Annotated in this window: 20 protein-coding genes; 12 read left to right on the top strand and 8 right to left on the bottom strand. The window is 44.4% G+C overall.

Going from position 1 to position 22,858, the window contains the following annotated elements:
• Nucleotides 1-31: 31 nt before the first annotated feature.
• From CLV59_RS25035 to CLV59_RS25020, 4 genes are all read right to left on the bottom strand, one after another.
• On the bottom strand, nucleotides 32-1,753 hold the full coding sequence (locus tag CLV59_RS25035; RefSeq protein WP_111594838.1) for a type VI secretion system Vgr family protein: 1,722 nt from the start codon (nucleotides 1,751-1,753) through the stop codon (nucleotides 32-34).
• Nucleotides 1,754-1,759: 6 nt separating this feature from the next.
• Complete coding sequence (gene tssD / locus CLV59_RS25030; RefSeq protein WP_111594837.1) at nucleotides 1,760-2,152, bottom strand: type VI secretion system tube protein TssD; 393 nt, start codon at nucleotides 2,150-2,152, stop codon at nucleotides 1,760-1,762.
• Nucleotides 2,153-2,278: 126 nt separating this feature from the next.
• Complete coding sequence (locus CLV59_RS25025; RefSeq protein ID WP_111594836.1) at nucleotides 2,279-2,947, bottom strand: LuxR C-terminal-related transcriptional regulator; 669 nt, start codon at nucleotides 2,945-2,947, stop codon at nucleotides 2,279-2,281.
• 474 nt (nucleotides 2,948-3,421) lie between these two features.
• Entirely contained in the window at nucleotides 3,422-4,027 is a 606-nt protein-coding gene (locus CLV59_RS25020; protein ID WP_170137917.1) for a redoxin domain-containing protein, read from the bottom strand.
• 253 nt (nucleotides 4,028-4,280) lie between these two features.
• On the opposite strand from CLV59_RS25020, the gene CLV59_RS25015 reads away from it, so the two are divergent.
• From CLV59_RS25015 to CLV59_RS24985, 7 genes are read left to right on the top strand one after another with little or no spacing between them, the layout of a single operon-like run.
• Nucleotides 4,281-5,489: an acyltransferase family protein gene (locus CLV59_RS25015; RefSeq protein ID WP_111594834.1), complete on the top strand. Its 1,209-nt coding sequence runs from the start codon at nucleotides 4,281-4,283 to the stop codon at nucleotides 5,487-5,489.
• A 23-nt stretch (nucleotides 5,490-5,512) separates the two neighbouring features.
• Complete coding sequence (locus tag CLV59_RS25010) at nucleotides 5,513-6,523, top strand: sensor histidine kinase (RefSeq protein ID WP_111594833.1); 1,011 nt, start codon at nucleotides 5,513-5,515, stop codon at nucleotides 6,521-6,523.
• Nucleotides 6,520-7,221, top strand: a complete 702-nt coding sequence (locus tag CLV59_RS25005) for a LytR/AlgR family response regulator transcription factor (protein ID WP_111594832.1) — start codon at nucleotides 6,520-6,522, stop codon at nucleotides 7,219-7,221. Before CLV59_RS25010 ends, CLV59_RS25005 begins: the two co-directional genes overlap by 4 nt.
• Nucleotides 7,222-7,230: 9 nt before the next feature.
• Nucleotides 7,231-8,139 (top strand): bestrophin family protein, encoded by a 909-nt coding sequence (locus tag CLV59_RS25000; protein WP_111594831.1) that lies wholly within the window; start codon nucleotides 7,231-7,233, stop codon nucleotides 8,137-8,139.
• 30 nt (nucleotides 8,140-8,169) lie between these two features.
• Nucleotides 8,170-9,633, top strand: coding sequence for a DUF3375 domain-containing protein (locus CLV59_RS24995; RefSeq protein WP_111594830.1), 1,464 nt, complete (start codon nucleotides 8,170-8,172; stop codon nucleotides 9,631-9,633).
• A gap of 5 nt (nucleotides 9,634-9,638) precedes the next feature.
• Nucleotides 9,639-10,229, top strand: a complete 591-nt coding sequence (locus CLV59_RS24990) for a DUF4194 domain-containing protein (RefSeq protein ID WP_111594829.1) — start codon at nucleotides 9,639-9,641, stop codon at nucleotides 10,227-10,229.
• Nucleotides 10,210-13,596: an ATP-binding protein gene (locus tag CLV59_RS24985; protein WP_111594828.1), complete on the top strand. Its 3,387-nt coding sequence runs from the start codon at nucleotides 10,210-10,212 to the stop codon at nucleotides 13,594-13,596. Before CLV59_RS24990 ends, CLV59_RS24985 begins: the two co-directional genes overlap by 20 nt.
• 52 nt (nucleotides 13,597-13,648) lie before the next feature.
• Here the strand turns inward: CLV59_RS24985 and CLV59_RS24980 are convergent, their stop codons facing one another.
• Complete coding sequence (locus tag CLV59_RS24980; RefSeq protein WP_111594827.1) at nucleotides 13,649-14,002, bottom strand: winged helix-turn-helix transcriptional regulator; 354 nt, start codon at nucleotides 14,000-14,002, stop codon at nucleotides 13,649-13,651.
• Between the two features lie 115 nt (nucleotides 14,003-14,117).
• Between CLV59_RS24980 and CLV59_RS24975 the strand changes: the two genes are divergently transcribed.
• From CLV59_RS24975 to CLV59_RS24955, 5 genes are all read left to right on the top strand, one after another.
• Nucleotides 14,118-15,125 carry a zinc-dependent alcohol dehydrogenase family protein gene (locus CLV59_RS24975; RefSeq protein WP_111594826.1) on the top strand — a complete coding sequence of 336 codons (1,008 nt, stop codon included), beginning with the start codon at nucleotides 14,118-14,120 and terminating at the stop codon, nucleotides 15,123-15,125.
• A 423-nt stretch (nucleotides 15,126-15,548) separates the two neighbouring features.
• On the top strand, nucleotides 15,549-16,934 hold the full coding sequence (locus CLV59_RS24970) for a cytochrome ubiquinol oxidase subunit I (RefSeq protein WP_111594825.1): 1,386 nt from the start codon (nucleotides 15,549-15,551) through the stop codon (nucleotides 16,932-16,934).
• An 11-nt stretch (nucleotides 16,935-16,945) separates the two neighbouring features.
• A complete protein-coding gene (gene cydB, locus CLV59_RS24965; protein WP_111594824.1) occupies nucleotides 16,946-17,980 on the top strand; it encodes a cytochrome d ubiquinol oxidase subunit II in 1,035 nt (344 codons plus the stop codon).
• Between the two features lie 576 nt (nucleotides 17,981-18,556).
• Nucleotides 18,557-19,522 (top strand): helix-turn-helix transcriptional regulator, encoded by a 966-nt coding sequence (locus CLV59_RS24960; protein ID WP_111594823.1) that lies wholly within the window; start codon nucleotides 18,557-18,559, stop codon nucleotides 19,520-19,522.
• A gap of 81 nt (nucleotides 19,523-19,603) precedes the next feature.
• Nucleotides 19,604-20,206: a GyrI-like domain-containing protein gene (locus CLV59_RS24955; protein ID WP_111594822.1), complete on the top strand. Its 603-nt coding sequence runs from the start codon at nucleotides 19,604-19,606 to the stop codon at nucleotides 20,204-20,206.
• Nucleotides 20,207-20,257: 51 nt separating this feature from the next.
• On the opposite strand, the gene rnc is transcribed toward CLV59_RS24955, so the two are convergent.
• The 3 genes from rnc to CLV59_RS24940 all read right to left on the bottom strand — a co-directional run bounded on the left by rnc (nucleotide 20,258) and on the right by CLV59_RS24940 (nucleotide 22,515).
• Complete coding sequence (gene rnc / locus CLV59_RS24950; protein WP_245950951.1) at nucleotides 20,258-20,938, bottom strand: ribonuclease III; 681 nt, start codon at nucleotides 20,936-20,938, stop codon at nucleotides 20,258-20,260.
• Nucleotides 20,939-21,001: 63 nt separating this feature from the next.
• Nucleotides 21,002-22,255, bottom strand: coding sequence for a beta-ketoacyl-ACP synthase II (gene fabF / locus CLV59_RS24945; RefSeq protein WP_111594821.1), 1,254 nt, complete (start codon nucleotides 22,253-22,255; stop codon nucleotides 21,002-21,004).
• Between the two features lie 23 nt (nucleotides 22,256-22,278).
• Nucleotides 22,279-22,515, bottom strand: coding sequence for an acyl carrier protein (locus CLV59_RS24940; protein WP_111594820.1), 237 nt, complete (start codon nucleotides 22,513-22,515; stop codon nucleotides 22,279-22,281).
• Between the last annotated feature and the right edge of the window lie 343 nt (nucleotides 22,516-22,858).

The raw sequence follows: 22,858 nt of genomic DNA, 5'->3' as shown, positions 1-22,858 counted from the left end.
GTGAATTCACTCAATAACGCTGGGAAGTACATTAACACATCCTGATTTTCTCTTCACTCTGTATATCGAGGTTTTTCGCAGCATGGATCTCACAGCTTCCTTTCAAGCTTTTCAGCAATACATTATCCGCATGTACCTTCCAGTCTCCAGCCTGCAGAGAGTACTCCTTATCCGCCATCAATAATACTTTCCGAGCAGCTACCATGTAAGATGTTGTAGCATGATGCGAGATATTTTCCGCTGCCGATAATGCGACATTCATACCGGCCTGTACTGAAACAGATTCGGTTGCTTGCAGGTGAATATTTTCCGCTTTGATGGTGAGCTGTCCGGGTGATTCCAGTTGCATACAATTATTGGCGGTGTCCATCAATAATGAATTGCCGGATTTATCCTGGATAATGATCTGTTCTTTACCGGCAGCATCATCCAGCAGAATGGTATGCCCGGCCCTACTGCGAATCATCTTTAACGTATTTTGCGTATCACCTTTATTGGCAGGAGCTTTGCCGCGATAGTAGCTGCCGGTGACGATTGGAAATTCCGGATGCAGTTGCTGAAAGTCGACCCACACCGCTTCATTTATTTCCGGCAGAAAGAAAATTCCTTTGTCTTTTCCTGTATATGGCAATAGCACTGGAATCCAAGGAGAAGCGCCTTCTGCCTGCCAACGGAATCGTACTTTGATTCTACCCAGTTGTTCAGGATCGTTATTATCCACTACTATCGCGGATTGTGGATAACATACAGGAATAACGGGCATCGTGTATGGTTTGTGAACAAGACTTTCCGACACGCCATTTATCTCATTGTAATAACTACCATCCACATTACAATAGTGCAGTATCTTTTGCACCACAAATCCGCCATACTTTTTACCGGCCTGGTCTTCCGGCAGGATAATATCTCCGGGGCGTATAGCAGGACAATTGGAAGTTCCCTCAAAACGCAGCGCTTCCGCTATGGCTAAATATTCCTGCCTATTCGCCATGTATTCCGGGTCCGCAATACTCATTCGATTACATCGTTCAGAACTACGCAAAGACAGAATATGGTCCAGCACTTTATCTTTTTGGAGTTGGGTAGGGGTTACCGTTCGTATACTTTCTGTCAGATAATCATACTGGCTAAAATCAGCCATGGCAGGAACGATAGACCCAGTGATCTTAAATGTGGATAACTGCTCTTCTGCACGTAACGGAATACGTGTAGGCGTATACGTTCCAAACAACAATTGCTCTCCGTTATAAAAGAAAAATTCTCCATACAGTGCTGCCAATCGTCGGAGTAGCTGGTAATCCGTTTCATCGTACTGCACGTGGTAGGCGCACAGAGGGTTTTGTTGTAATTGTATGATCACATCTGTTACTCCATGCAGCAATTCCCGGACAATCGTTTCCAGTGATTTCCCCTCAAAAGCACGGGTACGGCGCACGCCCTGCAAAGCGTAATCATTACTATGACCAGTTAACAAACAGTACGCATGTCCATTACTGTTTTTGCTACCAGTAGTAACAGCCGTTACAATCCCTTTGAAAATCAGCTGCTGTTCATTAACAGCAGATTGTATGTTCACCTCCAATCTTTTTCCCAAAAAGACTTTCATACACGATAACTGCGTGTCTTCCTTTACATCCATTACCTGTAATTCAAACAGGTGCATATGATCTATAGATTGCTCCAGCCTAAACTGATGCCAATAGGGATACCTTTTACCATCGATGGTGATGGTAATATTCATCATTGCGGGCATAACAGATTATTTTAAAGTCCACCGATGTTCAAACGTACTGCCATTGAGCGTTAGCTTACGTGCCGACATGCGAAACCGAATATGCATCGGCTGCTCATTTTCTGCATTGAAATACTCTGTATAACGAATACAGTAAGCATCCGCAAATCGTAATTCTTTCAGCCGGGAAATGGCATCTCTGCGATAGAAGATAATACTGCCGTTATGCGAAACGGCATCTGCAATCATCCAGTCGAACAAACTGGTATCTGCCGCAGATTCCACCAGTAGTTCAATCACACCTCCCGTAGGACGGGCCACTGGTTTTCCATGATGATCGGTTTGCTGAGAAAAAGTGTAATGGCATTCCAACACGTTAAAGTCGTAGCCATCAATATTGCAACGGGCTTTAAAAGACATGGTAAGTCGGTTTTAACAAACATATATTGGGTCAACAAAAATTAATTTGATATACAGGATATCAAACCAATATGAATTTACATGTTTTGTTTGGAACAAAAATCATCTTCCTGATATTTTTTTTCATCAAATCAAATCGAATGCCTGTGCGAATCTGGTGAGATCATATAATGATTCGGCATTGATTTTTGATTTAACATTTCTACGATGTGTTACGGCCGTTTTTTCGGAGATGTGTAACTTCTTAGCCATCTCGCCAGCACTATAACCCAAGGCTGTCAAACGGAGAATTTCTTTCTCACGCTTGGTGAGCTCTGCAAAAATATGCTGATGCTGACGCAGGAAAATATTCTCCTTCAGTAAGCGTTTCAACTTACTGGTCACATGATGCAACGGATCAATGGGAATAGCACAGGTAATCAGATGAGTAGGAGTGCCCGTAGCATCCCGGAAAAAAATACGGGTAGTACTCAAATGCCACTCCCAATCGTCTTTCCCTGCCAGCCTTACTTGCTGGAAAAATGAGACAATATTATCTTCCTCAGGAGAAGACTGCACCAGCGCCAGAATTTTTGGAACATAATCCTCCACATCCTGCGGATTAAAACAGCGATTATAATATTCCTGCCCCATTTCCTGAATTTCCTCCAGGGTATATCCCAGCTCCTTACAGCCGCGTGGCGACATATACTCGACGCCTCCTTCCGGAAAACTATGGATAATCAAAACTGCAGGCAGTTCATCCTCTATTGCTTGTAATGCTTTTATCTTTTCCGCCAGCGTTACTCCAGACATGTTGACTCGTGTTCTATACGTTCATTTACAAATAAGACAAAGCGGGAAATAAACAATAATGAAGCCCATCGTGTAGCATTCTCAAATTCACAATCCTGATGGTTTGCAGGCTTTTTACAGGTGGTTGATTCTTTATTTTGCCTGCAAATGTATGGAATTTTACAAAAACAGGTTTGGGTCTCAACTTCCTGAAGAGACCCAAATTTTGGGGGTAACTGACCGACTTATTTCGATCATCTTTGTTATAAAGGAAATGACTCTATATAATGAATTGAAAAATATCTTTTTTATGCTCACTGCAAAAGTAGACCAATGGCAGGAAGCATAAAATACCTACATGTAGGTATTTTTACGTAGCTATTTTACCCATGTTGCGGAATATACTTTTCTTGTAAGCGCTTATACTTGCATGAAAAAGCCCATCTCTACAAAGTAAAGACGGGCTTCAAATCTTTTATATACCTTATTCAATGATTAGGCACTGATAGCGATGCGACTGTCAATCGCCGCCAGCAAGTCACTTGCCTGCAACGGATGCTCCAGGTATTTATCAATAAATGCATATTTAATAGCAAGAGATGGCGTCACTACATAGACCGCCGGCACCGGTACATCCTCATTAACACCCGCTACAAATCCCCAGATAGGATCAGACTTTTTATAGATCCCTACTTTCCTAGCTAGCTGAAACCCTTCATCATAAACGATATCAAAGGATAACGGCTGCTGATTGACCGCCTCAAATTGTTTCTTTTCCTCACTGGATACCAGGAGCAATTTGGCCCCGGCCGCTTCTATCACCGGATGAAGCGCCGCGACCTGCTCCAGTAATTCATCTGCATATCCATTCCAATGGATAGAATAAAAAATTACTACCAGCGGCTGCGCCGTCAATGTGTGAATACTCGCCCCCTGCGTTAACAAGCCAGCATCACGGATAACCTGGCCCGACTCAAGGAAAAATTCAGGAAAAGTCCCGGTCATTACCGGAGCTATTTTCTCCCGGTGATATCCCGTTTTAGGGAAATTCTCTGGAATAGGCTGCTGCAGATAATCGGCGTAACGGTAAAGTGTAGACATTCCTGAAAAATTTTTATGGTTGGTAATACTTACATCTCTGTGATTCATCCCTCTCACACAACAAATATACAGACATAATTTTAATTTCCTACTATTCCTATAGACTATTAGGTTAATTATTTTATAATACCCTGATTTCCCTAGGGCTCCGCCCCGAAAAATATTTTCTGCATTTGGTCAACAGGAAAATGCAGATGGTCAAACAGAAACCCCGCCAGAGGAGCCCCCCGCTTAAGTTTGCATAAAAAAAACAATGCAACCTCTATCTACCTCCCGACAAGTATACCTCGACTGGCTCCGGATACTCGCTATCTTTGGGGTGCTGCTTTTCCACTCCGCCAGACCCTTTGCCGAAAATGATCCCTGGCACGTAAATAATGCGACCTACAGCTCTGTCCTCTCTGAGTTCAGCTTCTGGCTCAGCAGATTCCGTATGCACTTATTATTCTTTGTTTCCGGAACCGTTACCTGGTTTATGTTACAGAAGCGAGACGCGGGCCAGTTTACCCGGTTGCGGATACGCCGACTCCTCGTCCCTTTACTCTTTGGTATGCTCATTATCGTACCACCACAAGTATATATGGAACGCCTCACCCAAGGCTATAAAGGCAACTTCTGGAGTTTCTATCCATCAATTTTTGACTTCACCCCCTATCCCAAAGGCAATACCAGCTGGCATCACCTCTGGTTTATATGTTACCTGATTATATATGACATTGCCCTCGCACCAGTATTTGCATGGGCCACAGGGCCTAAAGGCCTCAAGTTCCGGAACAGTTTGGCGGCATTGGCCAGTGGGAAACGTATCTACCTAATAATAATTCCTTCCGTGATCTGGTTTACAGCTACCGTCCTGAAATTCCCTGGTACCAATGATCTCGTGCACGACTGGTGCTACTTCTTCTACTGGCTCACATTTCTGGTAGCGGGATTCATCTGCATGCTGCAACCAGCCCTGATGGAGAGTTTAGAAAGAAACCGCCGATTCTCCCTCTCCATGGCATTCCTTTTACTCGTATTGATCAATTACTTCCGCTGGAATAAAATTGAACTAGATTGGGAGCATGTTAACTGGGTGAATTATCTCTATATTGCCCGTCAGCCGCTGCATTCCTGGCTTTGGGTATTTGCCCTCGTTGGTTATGGTCGGAAATATCTCAATAAAAAGCTGCCCATACAGGATTACCTGAACCAAGCGGTGTATCCGTTTTATATACTTCACCAAACGGTGATAGTGATTGTTGCCTACTATGTGGTGAAAACGGACGATACCATCGGATTGAAATATCTCTTTATTGTGATCACTTCTCTGGGCGCTTCTATGCTGATCTACCACTTATTCATAAGACCATTTCCTGTTATGCGTTGGTTATTCGGAATGAAAGCCATAGAAGAAAAGAAGGTAATAAAAGAGGCTCCCAAAGCGGCTCCATTTGAACTAATCGAGGAGGCCCGTTACTGATTATTTTACTTATCTTGAATTCGATGATACGTTCCTGGAAAAAATATCTGTTTCGTGCACTAGGTGGTCTGGTTGTCTATACCTGCCTCCGGCTGGTAAATGACGTGATTAGTGAGACGAAATTCTGGCTGCGCTCATGGACTACTAACATGATTGAAATTGTAGTAACTATTGTGGCCACCAACTTCTACGTATATTTTCTGAAACGGGAGGCTCAAAGGCAACAACGCCTTCCGGCTCCGGAACCCATCTGGAAAGAATATGGCCGGGCAGCACTGATAACCACTGCTATTTCTTATGTAACAGTGATTCCCATGGCTGCCCTGACAGATGACGGCCTGCAGTGGTATGATGTTGTTAACATCACGCTGATCCCACTGTTGTTTGTACTGTTGTACTATGCCATCCTGCGAGCCACGGCCTCTCTCCGCAAAAATTATGAACAGCAGCTATTACTGGAGAAAATCTCCAACGATAAACTGGAAACGGAAATGCAATTCCTGAAAGCACAGTTTCACCCACATTTCCTTTTCAATGCGCTGAATATGATCTATTTCCAAATGGATGAAAGCGTACCGGAAGCCAAACAAACTGTGGAAAAACTGTCGGAATTACTCCGCTACCAGCTATACGACCAGCAACAGCAAGTCCCTGTCAGAAGCGAATTACAATATTTACAGTCGTTCATCGAGCTGCAACAACAACGCATGAATCAACACCTCCAGTTAGCCGTCACATTTGATCCCGCACTGCAACAGCAACACGTATATCCGTTACTGTTACTCCCGCTGGTAGAAAACGCATTTAAATATGCGGGCGGCGACTACTGGATCAACATTAACGCTACATTACAAGACCAAACCATCCTGTTTCATGTGAGCAATGCCGTGCCAGATGTACAGCGGGTCAAAAGTGGGGGCATTGGGTTAGAAAATCTTCGTCGCCGACTTTTACTACTGTATCCCAACAAACATGCACTGGAAACCATGCATAACGGTAACCATTATACGGCCACTTTAAAATTGACATTATGAAAATCCGTTGCGTAATCACAGACGATGAACCAGTAGCCAGAAAAGGAATTGTCAGCTATGTGGAAAAAGTGGATTTCCTGGAGCTGGTAGGCGTTTGTGAAGACGCCGTTTCCCTCAGTAATTTGCTGCGCCAACAACCCGTAGACCTGATTTTCCTGGATATAGAAATGCCCTATATCACCGGACTGGAATTATTGCAAAGTCTGCCTCAGCCTCCACAGATAATATTTATCACCGCTTATGAACAATACGCCATCAAAGGATACGAGCTACAGGTGCTGGATTACCTCCTGAAACCCGTTTCATTTGATCGCTTTTTACGGGCTGCCAACAGAGCTTTTGAACATTTCCGTAAAACAATCCCACCCGATTCAGCGTATATATTTGTGAAAACCAATGAAAAATTGGTGAAAATTTTCTGTGAGGACATCGTGTACCTGGAAGCTATGGAGAATTACGTGAATATATATACGGACTCCACCCGCCACATTATACACGCTACGCTGAAATCCGTGATAGACAGTATTAACAGCAATGATTTCGTACAAACCCATAAATCCTTTGTTGTGAACAGTAAAAAAATCACCGGTATTGACGGCAACATCGTGGAGCTGGGAAAGGCCACCGTACCGTTTTCAAGAGGCATGAAAGATACAGCGATGGAAAAAATCCTCCAGAACAGGTTGTTAAAAAAATAATGCACTTTTATGCTGATAAGATCCAGGTTCTCACTGATGCAGATCTTTTCCTACACCTGGAAGGTGGATTTGATGCTGCTCGCCCTATGTACAGCCACCTATTTCCTGGATAAATACTGGCTACAGTCGCACATCAATATTCCTACCGCCATATCTGCCGTTTTGGGTACAGCCATCGCGTTTTTTATAGGGTTCAATAACAACCAGGCTTACGACCGCTGGTGGGAAGCCAGAACTATCTGGGGTGGACTGGTAAATGATTCCCGGTCATGGGCCAGGAGTTTGGTCGCCTTCTATCATTCTGATAACACGGAACAAAGGCAAACCACCGCCAGAAATATGATCTACCGGCACCTGGCTTTCCTTTACACCCTGAAATCCGCCCTACGCAACCGCCCCGATAACTACTACGAAAGATACCTTTCCCCGGAAGAAAAAGAGATAATTAGTCGACAAACCAATAAACCCAACGCCATCCTGAATATCCAGGCCCAGGAGCTACAAAGACTGAAGCAAACCGGTACCATAGACGGTTTCCAGTTTATAGAAATCAATGAACTCCTGGTAAGGCACACGGATAATATGGGAAAATCGGAAAGGATTAAAAATACCGTCTTTCCTACCAGTTACGTGTATTTCACCAACCTGTTTATCTGGTTTTATGTGCTCATGAATACCTTAATGATGACAGAGTCCATCGGGGCCTGGTCTATTATTTTTGGCTGGGCCTTCGGATTTGTTTTCCACACCACCCACCTGAATGGTGTCAGCCTCATGAACCCTTTCGCCTACAACCCGCTGGCAACGCCACTTGACAGTATCACCCGGACCATAGAAATCAATCTGTTGGAAACATTAGGAGAAAAAGAGATTCCTGCTCCCGTAGAACCCCGTGCAAACGGACTTTACATCATGTAATGGAATACCTTTTTTCCTTATTTTTACCGAATGACGTATGAACAATTATGTATACTGTTCGCCCAGTCAGTAACGCTCAAAATACTACGGGCTCGCAGTGCTCCAATGATGTTGTCATTTTTTCACACGGTATTCAAAGAGAAAAACCAGACTATCATTACCAATGCGGAATTAGTTACCCGACTGTCGGATTACCTGAGTCATACCGGCTACCTCGCCGCTGACGATGAAATCGACGCCGGTAGCCTCCTGGAAGATAATGATATCAAAGCCAGGAAATATATCGATCAGTGGAGTAACCAGGGTTTCCTTCGTAAATACCCCGACGATGAAGGGATAGATATCCATGAACTCAGCAGCGATACAGAAAAGGTACTGCACTGGGTGTCTACGCTGCAAAAACGCGAGTTTGTTGGCACCGAAAGCCGCTTTAAAGATATTTTCTCAAAGCTCAGAGAACTCGTAGACCAGTCCAATAAAGACCCGGAACAACGTATCCAGGAGCTGGAAAGAAAGAAATTCGAGATAGAACAGGAAATCCAGGCTATCACCATCACCGGGAAAGTACAGGTGTTTGACGAGACCCAAATCAAAGAACGCGTCTACGATGTAAACCGAATGGCCCGCGAACTACTCGGCGATTTCAAAGAAGTAGAAGGCAACTTCGAACAAATTACCCAGGAAATTTATCGCAAGCAAAGTGAACGCGATGTAGCCAAAGGTACCCTCCTCGCTTATACCCTCGACTCCTTCGAAGCCCTGCGCCAGAAAGACCAGGGTAAAAGCTTCTACTCCTTCTGGCAATTCCTCATGGATGAAACCAAGCAAATGGAAATGCGGGATCTTATAGACAAACTCTATATCTTAATGGAAGATAGAGATATTGAATATAAGAACGATCGCTTCCTCAGAAAGCTGAAAACATTCCTCCATGCCTCCGGGAAAAAGGTAATTGATGCCAATAAAAAACTCAGTGATAAACTCAGTCGCGTCCTGAATGAGAAGAATATGACGGACAGACGGAAAACCATCGAGTTAATCAATGATATCCGACTCCTCGCATTTCAGGCCCTGGGCAACCATCCGGAAGATGATTGCTTTATGGAACTCGAATGCGAACCGGAAATGGATTTACCAGACAGATGGGAAATGGCAGAAGAGAAAGCCATCAGTCCCGCCTTCCAGCTCCCGGAAGGAATCGGTGGCGACGATTATTCCATGGAAGATTTCCAGGCATTATTCAATCATTTTCATATAGATCGTGCACAGCTGGAAGAACGTATTCAAATACAGCTGCAACACAAAAAGCAGGTCAGTCTTAAAGAACTGGTGGAAACCTACGGCACAGAAAAAGGACTCACAGAGCTGATTACCTATTTTGCGATCGCCAGTCAGTCGTCTTCCCATATCATTCTCGAAACGCCTGATCCTGTCATGTTGGGCAACCGCATCGTCAACCTACCGATGGTATTGTTTACCAACAACAAAAACTAACCTTTATGTCTGAACGAAATATAGCTCCCTTTGCACATGTATTTCTGAAACTAATGCAGGGACCAGTTTATGAAGAAGAACGCAGCTACTGGAAAGACCTCCTCAGCTGGCAGACAGAACTGCACAAATACCTGCAACAAACAGGTTTGCAGTTAGTCATCAATGAAGCCGATGGTTTCGCGCGTATTGTGCAGCCAGACAATGATGAGAACAGCGATCGTCCGTTGCCGCGACTGATGCGTAAAGCCAGACTGACCTACGAAGCAACGCTGTTGTGCATCGTATTGCGGGAAGCGCTGGAAGAATTTGATCTCAAAGGAACCGGTACAAAATTGTACCTCACCCAGAAAGAGATGAAAGAACGTTTGACGCTCTTCTTCAAAGAACGTCATAACAGATCCAAACTGCTGAAAGATTTGAACAAACCTATCAACAGTCTGCTGAGCGTAGGTATCCTGCGTCTGACCCGTGAAGATGTTGCCAATAAAGAGTTGCAGCAATATGAGGTAAAACGTATCATCAAAGCCTTGGTGAATAACGAGAAACTGGAAGAAATCAAAACAAAATTAAACCTGCATGTCAACCCTGTTCAATAGCGATTCAAAAGAAAGTGGCTTCCGCCTGCAGTATTTCGAAGTATACAACTGGGGGACCTTCCACAATAAAATATATCGTGTTAATACCAACGGCAATACCTCTCTGCTGACAGGCGCCAACGGTAGTGGTAAAACCACGCTCATCGATGCTTTACTGACTTTGCTGGTACCTTCCGGCAAACGTTTCTATAACCAGTCTTCCGGAACGGAACAACGTCGCGATCGCGGGGAAGAATCCTATTTCTGGGGCTACTACGGTAAAACATTTTCCGAAGAATCTCTTTCTTCGAAAACTGAACAGCTGCGCCATAAGGAACAAAATCCTTATTCCGTACTGTTGGCCTATTTCTATAATGCCGCCACGATGCATACCATCACGCTGGCCCAGGTTCGTTGGTACGCGGGAGAAATGAAGCGACAGTTTATCGTGTCTCCCCATAAACTCAATATTAACGACCATTTCGGCAATGGTAAATTTGATGCAAAAGGCGACTGGAAGAAAAAACTTAAGCTGGAGTTTCCCAAAACAGAAGTGACCGACAGCTTCAAGGAATATGCGTCTATGTTCAGTAACATCTTCGGTTTGAGGAGTGAAAAGGCATTGGCATTGTTTAACCAAACGGTGGGTATTAAGGTTTTGGGAGACTTGAATACCTTTATCCGTCAGCATATGCTGGAAGAAACGGATAGCGAGGCCGAGTTCCTGAAACTCCGTGAAAACTACGACAGTCTGCTTTCCAGTCACCGTGCGATACAAAAAGATGAAATGCAACTCCAGATGCTGGAGCCTATCATTTTGCAACGCAGTGAATGGGAAACCCTTCAGGATAAAGGCAGAGAGCTCCTTTCCCTGCAAGATACCCTGCCAGGATATTTCAATCGTCAGGAAAGAGAACTTGTACAACAGGAGATCTCTCAGTTGAAACAAGAGCTGGAAGTGACCGCCAGTACGCTGTCGGGCATTACTTCCAAACAGGAGAAACTGACGCTGAAGAAAGATGAGCTCATCGCACAGAAAGCCAATAACAGTGTGGATGAACAGCTGCGCTCTATCGATAAGACCATCCATTACGAGCAGAAATCGCTTGATACAAAGCGCAGCAAAATGGATGATTATAACAGATTATCGGAGAGACTCGAACTCACTGTATCGCCGGATGAACAGCAATTCCACGATAATATCAGGGGCGCCGAGAAACAACTGAAAACAATCGATAAACAGCTGGATGGTATCCAGGAAGAAATCTTCCTGCATAAAAGTAATCTGACAGCGGAAAAGAGTCATGCTGACAAATTGAATGAGGAAATTAATTCCCTGTTAAACAGGAAGAATAATATTCCGCATGAACTGATACGTATCCGTCAGCAATTATCTGATTTACTGGATGTTCCGGAAGACGAACTGCCCTTCGCCGGCGAGCTCCTTCGTATAAAAGAGGAAGAGTCCCATTGGGAATATGCCATCGAGAAAGTACTGCACAACTTTGCATTACGGTTGCTGGTTCCAGAAGAATATATCTCCCGTATCAACAGATATATCAACGATAACAACCTGCAAACGCGACTGGTATATCATAAAATAGAGGAAGAGTCCTACACCATGTTGCGCATGCCGAAGGAAGAAGACAGTCTCCTCCAGAAGATAGAAATCAAACCAGGCACCCAATTTAAGGAATGGTTGCAGAACCAGCTCCTGGACCAGTTTGACTACATCTGTACAGACGACCTGAATCTCTTCAATCGCGCTCGCAAAGCAGTTACCTCCAAGGGACTAACGCGAGTGGCTACACGACATGAAAAAGATGATCGCCCGGGCCGCTCTCAGCAAAATAATTATGTTCTCGGTTGGAATAATAAAAATAAACTGCGGCTGTTAAAAGAAGACCTGGACGAGTGCGAAGCCGCCATCAAAGAACTGCAATCAGGGCTGCATGAGCTGGAAACCACCAGGAAAGAGCTGGGCGCAATGCAGACTGTACTCAGTACCTTCTTAACATTGCGTGTGTATGATGATATCAACTGGCAGCCACATGCCGCTGTGATCGAAACCCATCACCGTGAAAAAGAACTGCTGTTGCAGGCCAGCGATAAATACAAAGTGATCTGCGAGCAGCTAGACAGCACCACTGCGGCCCTTCGCGAGCTAGAAGAAGATAAATCCGATGCCTTGCAACAAAAAGGTCATCTGAACAAAAAGCTGGACGAAAAACAACAATACTTTGCTCAGCTGAAAGTGAGCGATACCGATGAGATTGCGTTACAGAAAGCAATTGATTTCCTCACTGAACTGGCGATTAATGCGCCTGCTACTTCTGCCGCGCAATTATCTCACTATCGCAAACGTGCAGAAGATAGTCTGAATACCTCGTTGAAAGAAGCGCAGCGCAACAGCTCCGAGAAACAAACGGAAATTACGCGACTTCTGGCAGCTTTCGTGAATCCGCCTAAATCCATTCATGACACTTTCCCTGACTGGATCGGCGATACAACGGATCTGAGAGCCCATGTGGATTACCTGGATGAGTTCACCTCTTTGTACGAGCAAATCAAATACCAGCGACTGATAGAGCATAAAGAGCGTTTCCGGAAATACATGGATACCAGTATGCTCAACGCTATTACCAACTACCGTGCATGGATATACGGACAGGAAGATGCTATCCGTGAAGTGATGGAAGATCTGAATGAACCGCTGCGTAATATCACCTTCAACAAGAACCCGGATACTTATCTGCAGCTGGAATGTCGTCATGTACGTGATGTGGAAATCAGGAATTTCAAGGAGAAGTTGAGTCTGGCCGTACCGGATACCTTGCAATATCAAACAGAGCGAGACAGTGCTTATGGCGAACAACTGTTTCAGAATATCAAATCTCTGATTACGGAATTGCAGCAAAATGAGGCATGGCGTAAAAAGGTAACGGATGTGCGTAACTGGCTCGACTTCGGTGCGAAAGAGTTTTATATCTCAGATCACAAAGCCTTTAAATATTATGAAGATACTGCGAGTCTTTCCGGTGGAGAGAAAGCGCAGTTTACCTATACGATTCTGGGAGCGGCTATTGCTTATCAGTTTGGTATAAACGAATCCAACAGGCAGCATCGTAGTTTGCGCTTCATCACTGTGGATGAGGCATTCAGTAAACTTGATCCGGAGAAGAGTCATTACCTGATGGAGTATTGTGGTCAGTTAAATCTGCAATTATTGGTGGTAACGCCGTTGGACAAACTGAATATTGCAGAACCGTATATACATGCCTGTCATTTCGTAGCGAATAAGAACAAACGTGATTCTGTGGTGTATAACTTCACTATGGAAGAATATCGGGAACGTAAGAAAGAGTTTGAATCTATGGCTACTGCATAGTCATCATAAAAAACGCCGGAAGCGATCATGCTTCCGGCGTTTTCGTTTTATCTTAATTTTCGCAGGCTAATCCTTCCTTGTTCATTTTGGCTCTTCCCCAGTCGGCCAGTAGTACAATGAACGGCACCAGTTCCATTCCGGATGGGGTGAGGGAATATTCTACTCTTGGAGGTACTTCCAGGTAAACATGTCTTTTTACGAGGCCATCTTCTTCCAGTTCCCGGAGCACCTGTGTGAGCATTTTAGGGGTGATCCCTGTTATTCGGCGGCCTAGTTCTCCGTAGCGTAAAGTACCTTTTGAAAGGTGATATATTAGTCTTCCTTTATGTTTGCCGCCTATGCGTTGGAAGGCGTAATCGACTGCACAAACCGTGTCTCTATGGTTAATTTTTTCTCTTTTCTCCATTTTTATATCATTGATAATCAATAATAGTATCTAATCAGAAAGTACCTTTCCAAAAGGTGCATACTTGACTAATTCACTAGTACCATCCAATTTTGCTTTATTAAAATTACAATTTATGAAAGCAATTCAGATAAATAAGTTTGGAATAGATCAATTAGCGGTAGTAGAGGTTCCCAAACCTGTTCCTGGCGCGCATGAGGTGCTGATTAGAATGGAGGCAGCCTCTCTTAATTTTTTAGAGACGGTATTGGTAAAGGGGCAATATGGTAGCATTGGTTTTCCTTTTACGCCTTCTTCAGAGGGGGCTGGTGTGGTTGAAGCGGTAGGAGCAGCGGTGACTGAATGGAAGCCAGGAGATAGGGTGATGACGCACTATACGCAGTTATGGCAAAGTGGAAAAGTAACGCAGTATACTAATTCGCAGCGTACGGGGAATACTGTGCCGGGGGTATTGTCGGAGTACTATGTTATTCCGGAATATGCGTTGGTGCGTACGCCGGCTGCGTTGAGCAGTGTAGAAGCGGCCACTTTACCTGTGGCGGCGGTAACTGCCTGGACGGGCTTGATGGAATATGCGAATATTCAGCCGGGGCAGACGGTTTTGACGCAGGGTAGTGGCGGCGTGTCATTATTTGCATTACAGCTTGCCCGTGCGGCGGGGGCGAGAGTCATTGCCACTACCGGCGATGCGGGGAAAGTATCAAAGCTGAAAGCGCTGGGGGCAGATGAAGTAATTAATTATAAGGAGCATCCTGAGTGGTATACGGAGGTCAAACGACTCACTAATGGCGAGGGGGTACATGCTACGCTGGATATTGCGGGCACCAGTACAGTTAACAACAGTATCAAATCTGTCGCTACTCATGGGTTTGTAGGGCTGGTAGGTTTCATGACTGGAATGTCATTACCGTTGGACTTCATGAGTTTATGGCAGAGTTTAGCGCGGGTGCAGGCGTATTCAGTGGGTAGTAAGGCTAGTTTGCAGCAGGTGGCGAATACCTTTGCCTATAATGGGCTTAAACCGGTGATTGATAGCGTGTATGATTTATCTACGGTGCAGGATGCATTTTATCATTTGGAGAGTGGAAAGAATTTCGGAAAAATAGTTGTAGAGATAAAATAACGTTGGTAAAGAGTCCTGACTTTCATCAGGACTCTTTCTACAGGCTATTCACCAAAACAACCTATAATAACTACCAAGGTGTATTCAGAGGAAAATAAGCAGTCTAATTAATGAGCCTGATAGACATCCGGCTCCTGTATTATTACCATTTATAAGATTGAAGTTTCATTGACTTTCGCCAATGATGTAATTTTGTGTATACTAAAGGTACAGTAGCGTTCAACCCTTTTCCTTTATCCGTTGTTAATACTATAATACTATTTTAACCATCTTCCCAAAACCCGCCACAGCAAGCAATTTCAAGAGAATTATTTTCTCTACTTTTTTTATTTTGGAGAGAAATGGGTTAAATTTAGAAAACATGATAAACGTCAGGTTCGTGGATGATGGATGTCAATAACTTTGTACAATATCCGTTGAATTATGCCGTCAGTAGAAATCCTTTCCCGCATACAATTTGCCTTTACGATAGCATTTCACTACATCTATCCTCCGCTGAGTATTGGCCTGGGCGTATGCCTTGTAATTATGGAGGGCTTATACCTGAAAACAGGGTTGCCCGTCTATCGTGATATCACTCGTTTCTGGATTAAAATCTTCGCACTCATATTTGGTCTTGGCGTAGCCACGGGCATTGTGATGGAGTTTGAGTTTGGTACCAACTGGGCCACTTATTCTCATTATGTGGGCGATATATTTGGCAGCGCCCTCGCTGCAGAAGGCATCTTCGCCTTTGCGTTGGAATCCGGCTTTCTGGGCGTGTTACTTTTTGGCTGGAACAGGGTCAGTAAAGGGGTGCATTTCTTTTCCACCATCATGGTGGCATTCGGGTCTATATTTTCCGCCATCTGGATTGTAATAGCCAATTCCTGGCAGCAAACTCCGGCTGGATACAGGATTGAAGGCCATGATCTGGGAGCCCGTGCGGTGATCACCGATTTCTGGGCCATGGTGAACAACCCTTCTTCCATAGATCGCTTGTCACATGTGCTGGTAGGCGCTTTCCTGGCAGGGTCTTTCCTGGTGATGAGCGTAGGGGCCTGGTATATATTAAAAGGTAAATACATCAAGCACTCGCAGGCTATGTTTAAAGTGGGCTTGTCTGTAGCCGTGATAGCCGCTTTGCTGCAACTGTTTACCGGACATCGCTCTGCGGAATATGTCAGTAAATACCAACCCGCCAAACTCGCTGCCATGGAAGGGCATTATGATAGTCTCGCTGTGGCTGATATGTACATCATGGGTTGGGTGAATACCAAGGAAGAGAAAACAACCGGTATAAAAATACCCGGCGGCCTCTCCTTCCTGACGCATGGCAGCTTCAGTGAGCCAGTGCAGGGACTGAGATCTATCCCTAAGGAGGACAGACCCACTGCTGTCAACTTCGTTTTTCAGACCTATCATTTAATGGTGGCCATCGGCATTACCCTGATTGCGCTCACATTAACCGCCGTGGTATTACTCTGGAAAAAACAGTTATTCAATCATCGATGGCTGATGTGGATTTTCGTATGGGCGGTACTGTTACCTCAGATCGCTAATCAATTGGGCTGGTATGCTGCCGAAGTGGGGCGGCAACCATGGGTGGTATACGGACTGCTACGTACCTCCGACGCCCTCTCCAAAAAAGTAACAGCCGATCAGGTGATGTTCTCATTGATTCTGTTCACCTTGGTATATATGCTGTTATTTGTACTGTTCATCTTTCTACTGAACCGTAAAATCAGCCATGGTCCTGATATTACAGATGAGGATGAAGACGATAGTGAACATTTCTCCAAAAGAAATATTGCAAATATTCCTGCTTAAAATACTAGCGTATGGAAACAATTCTTGGATTAGATCTTCCTACATGGTGGTTCCTGGTCATTGGCGGCCTGATTACCGGTTATGGCGTATTGGATGGTTTTGACCTGGGCGCTGGCGCCTTACATTTATTTTTCAATAAAGAAGAAAGCAGACGACTGGTACTGAATGCAATTGGTCCTGTCTGGGATGGAAATGAAGTTTGGCTGGTAATAGCCGGCGGCGCCCTCTTTGCGGGTTTCCCGCTGGTTTATGGCGTAGTGTTTTCCACATTCTATATTCCATTTATGCTCTTTCTCGTGGCCCTTATTTTCAGGGCTATCTCCATAGAATTCAGAAGTAAAGAGCCCTGGAAATGGTGGCGCAAAATGTGGGATATCAGCTATTCCGTGTCCAGCATATTTATCACCTTGTTACTGGGACTGGTATTAGGGAATCTTATCCATGGCATGCCTTTCAATAAGGAACATGAGTTTACCGGTACCCTGCTGACATTCTTTAATCCTTATGCCATCCTCATCTCCTTCACCACGTTGGCGCTGTTTATGCTGCATGGCGCTATTTACCTGGTCATGAAAACAGAAAACCGCCTCTACGCAAAGTTGACCATCCTGGTGAACAACTGTAGTAAGTTTTTCATACTCTGCTTCATTCTAACGTCTATGGCTACACTGATATATGTACCCCATATGACACAAGCTTTCAAACACGCTCCGGCACTATTCATCTTACCGTTGATCGCCGTATTGATACTGTTAAACATCAAACGCAACATCGACAGCCGGAAATATTTCACCGCATTTGTATACTCCTGCATCATCATCTCCTGCCTGTTGATATTATTCGCCATCGGACTATATCCGAATATCATTATCAGTAATACCGATCCCGCCAATAGCATCAGTATCTACGCGGCAGCGTCTTCTGCCAAATCCTTAAAAATAATGCTGATTATTGCCGCAATAGGCACGCCACTGGTACTGTCTTATACCATATTTGTATTTTGGACTTTCCGAGGCAAGGTGAAATTAAACGAAATGAGTTATTAGGATTTTTTTGCTCGCAGAGCAGCATAAGCAGCAGAGCAGCAAAGAAAGTTGTTGAGATTATAAGGCATTATTCCGGATTTTTTTGCTCGCAGAGCAGCATAAGCAGCAGGGCAGCAAAGAAAGTTGTTGGGATTATAAGGTCCTTGTTCCGGATTTTATTGCTCGCAAAGCAGCATAAGCAGCAGGGCAGTAAAGAAGTTGTTGGGATTGCAAAATATTACTCTGGAAGAGTAGGTGGTAGTTCGATTGCCAGATACATTCAAAATAATAACAAACTTAATTTTTTGCTGCTTTGCTGCCTATGCTGCTCTGCGAGCAAAAACTCCGCTAAAGTGCTATAAAAAACAGGCCCCCGCAAGAAATTGCAGGGGCTTACCATTTAACCTATATTCTGTACTGTAGCATCGAATTAATGACTTTCGGAACTCTACTTATCTCTTTCTCAGTTTCTTGCGTTCTCCGAAAGCGTTGTTGTATAAGTAAGACCCCGTATTTTCATCAAAGTTTAATTCAGGGTAAAAAAAATTTAAAAATATTTTTTTGACTACCGACCTTCGTGGTAATTTTCTTAGTCCCATGAACCGAATTGACAGACTCACAGCCATTCTTATCCAACTTCAGGGCAAAAAGATCGTAAAGGCTTCCGAGATTTCCGAGCGTTTCAATATAAGCCTGAGAACGGTTTACAGAGATGTGAAGGCCCTCCAGGAAGCAGGCGTTCCTATTGGAGCCGAAGCCGGAACCGGCTATTATATAGTAGATGGTTACCACCTGCCCCCGGTAATGTTCTCCAAGGAAGAGGCTGCTGCCTTACTCACCGCAGAAAAACTGATGGAAAAGTACAGCGACCACTCCAATGAGAAACAATTTGGCTTCGCCATGGAAAAAATTCGCTCCGTACTCCGGGGAAGCGATAAAGATTATCTGGAAAACCTGGATGATAACATTGCAGTGGTTAAATACCAACCCCTCCACCTTCAGGGAGATGATTTTCCAAATAAATTCCTTTCTGATATTCAGCAATCTATTGGTAATCAGCAGGTACTGAGTATGGAGTACTTCTCCTTCAAAGATGAAGTAGCTACAAGAAGAGAAATCGAGCCTGTAGGTATCTTCCATATGAGCCATAACTGGCATTTGATTGCCTGGTGCCGGCTGCGTCAGGGCTACCGGAACTTCAGGATAGACCGTATCCGGAAACTACAGGTACAACCCGAACGCTATGAGAAAGCCAAACATGTTTCCCTGAAAGATTACATGGCGACGCAGTTTAAGATGGAAGGAGAAGAATTCGAAGAATGCCGTATTTTAATGGAAACCAGAGTAGTTAAATATATTAATTCTCAGAAATATTATTTCGGTTTGGTAGCGGAAAGAAATTTGGGAGAAAAAACGGAGATGGTATTCCTCCAACCACCCAGAGGCTATTTTCCTCGCTGGCTGATTACTTTCGGTAACAGTGTGGAAGTATTGGGCCCGGATAGTTTAAAGGAATGGGTGATTAAATATGCCACTGAAATCCGGGATCATTATTTAAAATAATCCTCCTGACATAAGGTTGTCATTTCCCCCTTGTTGCTTTGTAGTGTTAAATAACCCTTTTCAACACTAAATCTAACGGAGATGGACAAACTGGATTTAACCAAAGCCTACAAAAGTTATTACACTGCCGGATCTGCGGTGGAACTGGTCAATATTGAAGATGCCCAGTTTCTGAGTATCACCGGCCAGGGAGACCCCGATGGCCCTGGCTTCTCAGAAGATGTAGAAGCCCTGTACACAGTAGCCTATGGGATAAAGTTCCTGAATAAGCAGGAGGGGCGCGACTTTGTAGTCAGCAAACTAGAAGGATACTGGTGGGTGGAAGATACCACAGTAGATCCCTTGACGGTTCCCCGGAGTCAATGGTATTATGAATTGGTCATTCGTGTACCCGATACCGTTACCCATCCGCAATTTATTCAGTCGGTGACCGGAGCAGAGAAAAAAAAGAATAACCGTCGGCTCAGGGCGGTGGATATCAAGCATATGGAGGGAGGAAGGGCTATTCAGATCATGCATGTGGGGCCATTCAGTGAGGAGCCGGTGAGTTTGGAGAAGATGGAATCGTTTATGCGGTCCCGTCATTTACAGTTTAAGGGTCGGCATCATGAAATTTACCTGTCTGATTTCAGGAAAACGGCTCCGGAGAAGCTGAAAACGATATTACGTCATGCGGTAGCATAGCTGCTGCATGGGGGGAAGATGTCGGGCAGACACGGTTTTGCGGGCCTGCTGTTAGTCTTTGGAATCATCGCCGAGGCCGAGGATCTGTATAGCCTGAGAGGCAGCGATCTGGCTGGCATCTTTCTTATTAAATGCTTTTCCGCTGCAGATGAGTTGTCCGTCTACAACGGCGCCGACGGTGAAGATACGGCGGCCATTATCCATTTGTTCTTCCAGGAGTTCAAATTCCAGGGATTTGCCATTTTTATTGGCCCATCCATAGAGTTTGTTTTTATGGTTCATCTCCACGCTTTCCAATTGTTCGAGATCGATATAAGGAAGGATGATACGGCGATGAACGAATTGTTGTGTTTTGTTATAGCCTTTATCCAGGTAAACGGCGCCCACGAGTGCTTCGAGGGTATTACCGAAGATTTGGGAAATTTTCAGGAAGCTATTGTATTTATCGTAGATCGTGAGTTTGCGCAGCCCCATTTTGATAGCGATATCATTGAGTTGCTGGCGGTTAACGATTTTAGAGCGCATCTCGGTGAGGTATCCTTCAGTTTTGTAAGGATACTTTTTGAAGAGATAGTCGCCCACGATTGCTCCCAGGATGGCATCACCGAGGTATTCCAGCCGTTCATTGCTTTCGAGAAACTTCTCTTTGCTGGAACGGTGGCTCAGGGCAACCTCGTACAGAGCAAAATTACCGGGCGGGAAGCCCAGTAAATTGTGCAGCTCTTTGTACAAGTGCCTTTTTCTAGATATCAGTCGATATAAAAATCCTGGCAGTAAATTCACACAATCAAAAGATCAAGGAACAAATTTTTTGAATATAACAGAGGCGTTATGACCACCAAACCCGAAGGTATTGGATAATCCGGCTCTTACTTCTCTATGTTGTGCGGTGTTAAAGGTAAAGTTTAATCTAGGGTCCAGTGCTGGATCGTCGGTAAAGTGGTTGATAGTAGGAGGTACTATGCCATCGATGATGGACATAATAACAGCGATGGATTCAACAGCACCTGCAGCGCCGAGGAGGTGTCCTGTCATGGATTTGGTAGAAGAGATATTCATTTGATATGCATATTCTCCAAATACGTGCTGGACAGCTTTAATTTCGGCAATGTCACCAAGTGGGGTAGAAGTACCGTGTACATTGATGTAGTCAATGTCGCTGGCTTGCATACCTGCATCTAAAAGTGCCTGACTCATTACATTGCGGGCACCTAAACCTTCCGGATGTGGAGCGGTGATATGATATGCGTCTGCGGTAGCGGCGCCACCAGCCAGTTCAGCATAAATCTTTGCTCCTCTTTCCAACGCGTGATCCAGGGATTCCAGTACCAGTGCACCGGCGCCTTCGCCCATTACGAAACCATCTCTGTCGAGGTCGAAAGGACGGGAGGCTGTTTTAGGATCATCATTTCTTTCGGATAAAGCCTTCATGGCATTGAAGCCACCTACACAAGGCTCATTGATGACATTTTCTGAGCCGCCGGTAACGATCATATCCGCCTTACCATAGCGAATATTGTACATTGCCTCAATGATCGCATTGGTAGCAGATGCACAGGCAGAAGCCACAGAAAAATTAGGCCCTCTGAAACCGTGACGGATAGAAATTGATCCGGCAGCGATATCTGTGATAAGCCTGGTAATAAGGAAAGGACTGAAACGGGGAGTACCGTCGCCAGTATAAAATTCTTTCAGCTCGTTACTGTAGTTGATCATACCACCCACGCCGGTGCCCCAAATAACGCCAACACGGTCAGCATTAATTTTAGTAGCATCTATCTTGGCGTCAAGTATAGCTTGATCTGCGGATATTACCGCTGTTTGGGTAAAGGGGTCCATTTTACGGGCCTCCTTCTTGTCCAGGTAGTTAGTAGGATCGAAATTCTTCAGTTCGCAAGCAAAACGGGTTTTGAACTTGGAAGCGTCAAATTGCTTGATAAAATCCGCGCCGGATACACCGTTCGTCAATCCGTGCCAATAATCGGCTACGGTATTGCCGAGCGGTGTAAGAGCGCCTAAACCTGTAACGACAACTCGTCTTGGTTGCATTAAAACAATTCTGATTAGTAGGATTATTTTACGTGTTCTTCCAGGTAAACAACTGCCTGGCCAACAGTAGTAATAGTTTCAGCTTGTTCGTCAGGAATGGAGATGTTGAATTCTTTTTCGAATTCCATAATCAGTTCTACCGTATCCAAAGAGTCAGCGCCTAAGTCGTTGGTGAAGCTGGCTTCAGGAGTTACCTCGGCTTCGTCAACGCCCAATTTGTCAATGATGATCTTTTTAACTCTTGATGCAATGTCTGACATAATTTTAAGTGTTTTTGGTTTAAAACTTGACTGCAAAAATATAATTTTTATTGAATTGCCAACAAGAAGGCCAAATTTTAACCCCGATCTATATCCGAAAATCCGCGCAAAACCAATACAGTGAATGCTTTACGGATTTCCTGATTTTAAGATTTAATCGGATATTCATCCCAGAAACCCATATTTTAGATACCACTCATATAATATCTGATGCATTATTTCCACTCAACCGTAATTTTCGCCACTTATCTAAAGTATTAACGGTATTTAACAGTCGCCTTATCCCTCCAGCTCATCCATTTTATTAAATTTGTCGGGCTTATGAGGATGTTGTGCTTGTTTT

This window comes from Chitinophaga dinghuensis, from assembly GCF_003259435.1.
GTDB classification, from domain to species: domain Bacteria; phylum Bacteroidota; class Bacteroidia; order Chitinophagales; family Chitinophagaceae; genus Chitinophaga; species Chitinophaga dinghuensis.
This window is presented reverse-complemented; position numbering and strand designations above follow the sequence as displayed.

Bases quoted from the DNA above. Each gene is read 5' to 3' on its own strand.
- CLV59_RS25035 (WP_111594838.1), bottom strand. From the start codon at position 1,753: ATGCCCGCAATGATGAATATTACCATCACCATCGATGGTAAAAGGTAT.
- tssD (WP_111594837.1), bottom strand. From the start codon at position 2,152: ATGTCTTTTAAAGCCCGTTGCAATATTGATGGCTACGACTTTAACGTG.
- CLV59_RS25025 (WP_111594836.1), bottom strand. From the start codon at position 2,947: ATGTCTGGAGTAACGCTGGCGGAAAAGATAAAAGCATTACAAGCAATA.
- CLV59_RS25020 (WP_170137917.1), bottom strand. From the start codon at position 4,027: ATGTCTACACTTTACCGTTACGCCGATTATCTGCAGCAGCCTATTCCA.
- CLV59_RS25015 (WP_111594834.1), top strand. From the start codon at position 4,281: ATGCAACCTCTATCTACCTCCCGACAAGTATACCTCGACTGGCTCCGG.
- CLV59_RS25010 (WP_111594833.1), top strand. From the start codon at position 5,513: ATGATACGTTCCTGGAAAAAATATCTGTTTCGTGCACTAGGTGGTCTG.
- CLV59_RS25005 (WP_111594832.1), top strand. From the start codon at position 6,520: ATGAAAATCCGTTGCGTAATCACAGACGATGAACCAGTAGCCAGAAAA.
- CLV59_RS25000 (WP_111594831.1), top strand. From the start codon at position 7,231: ATGCTGATAAGATCCAGGTTCTCACTGATGCAGATCTTTTCCTACACC.
- CLV59_RS24995 (WP_111594830.1), top strand. From the start codon at position 8,170: ATGACGTATGAACAATTATGTATACTGTTCGCCCAGTCAGTAACGCTC.
- CLV59_RS24990 (WP_111594829.1), top strand. From the start codon at position 9,639: ATGTCTGAACGAAATATAGCTCCCTTTGCACATGTATTTCTGAAACTA.
- CLV59_RS24985 (WP_111594828.1), top strand. From the start codon at position 10,210: ATGTCAACCCTGTTCAATAGCGATTCAAAAGAAAGTGGCTTCCGCCTG.
- CLV59_RS24980 (WP_111594827.1), bottom strand. From the start codon at position 14,002: ATGGAGAAAAGAGAAAAAATTAACCATAGAGACACGGTTTGTGCAGTC.
- CLV59_RS24975 (WP_111594826.1), top strand. From the start codon at position 14,118: ATGAAAGCAATTCAGATAAATAAGTTTGGAATAGATCAATTAGCGGTA.
- CLV59_RS24970 (WP_111594825.1), top strand. From the start codon at position 15,549: ATGCCGTCAGTAGAAATCCTTTCCCGCATACAATTTGCCTTTACGATA.
- cydB (WP_111594824.1), top strand. From the start codon at position 16,946: ATGGAAACAATTCTTGGATTAGATCTTCCTACATGGTGGTTCCTGGTC.
- CLV59_RS24960 (WP_111594823.1), top strand. From the start codon at position 18,557: ATGAACCGAATTGACAGACTCACAGCCATTCTTATCCAACTTCAGGGC.
- CLV59_RS24955 (WP_111594822.1), top strand. From the start codon at position 19,604: ATGGACAAACTGGATTTAACCAAAGCCTACAAAAGTTATTACACTGCC.
- fabF (WP_111594821.1), bottom strand. From the start codon at position 22,255: ATGCAACCAAGACGAGTTGTCGTTACAGGTTTAGGCGCTCTTACACCG.
- CLV59_RS24940 (WP_111594820.1), bottom strand. From the start codon at position 22,515: ATGTCAGACATTGCATCAAGAGTTAAAAAGATCATCATTGACAAATTG.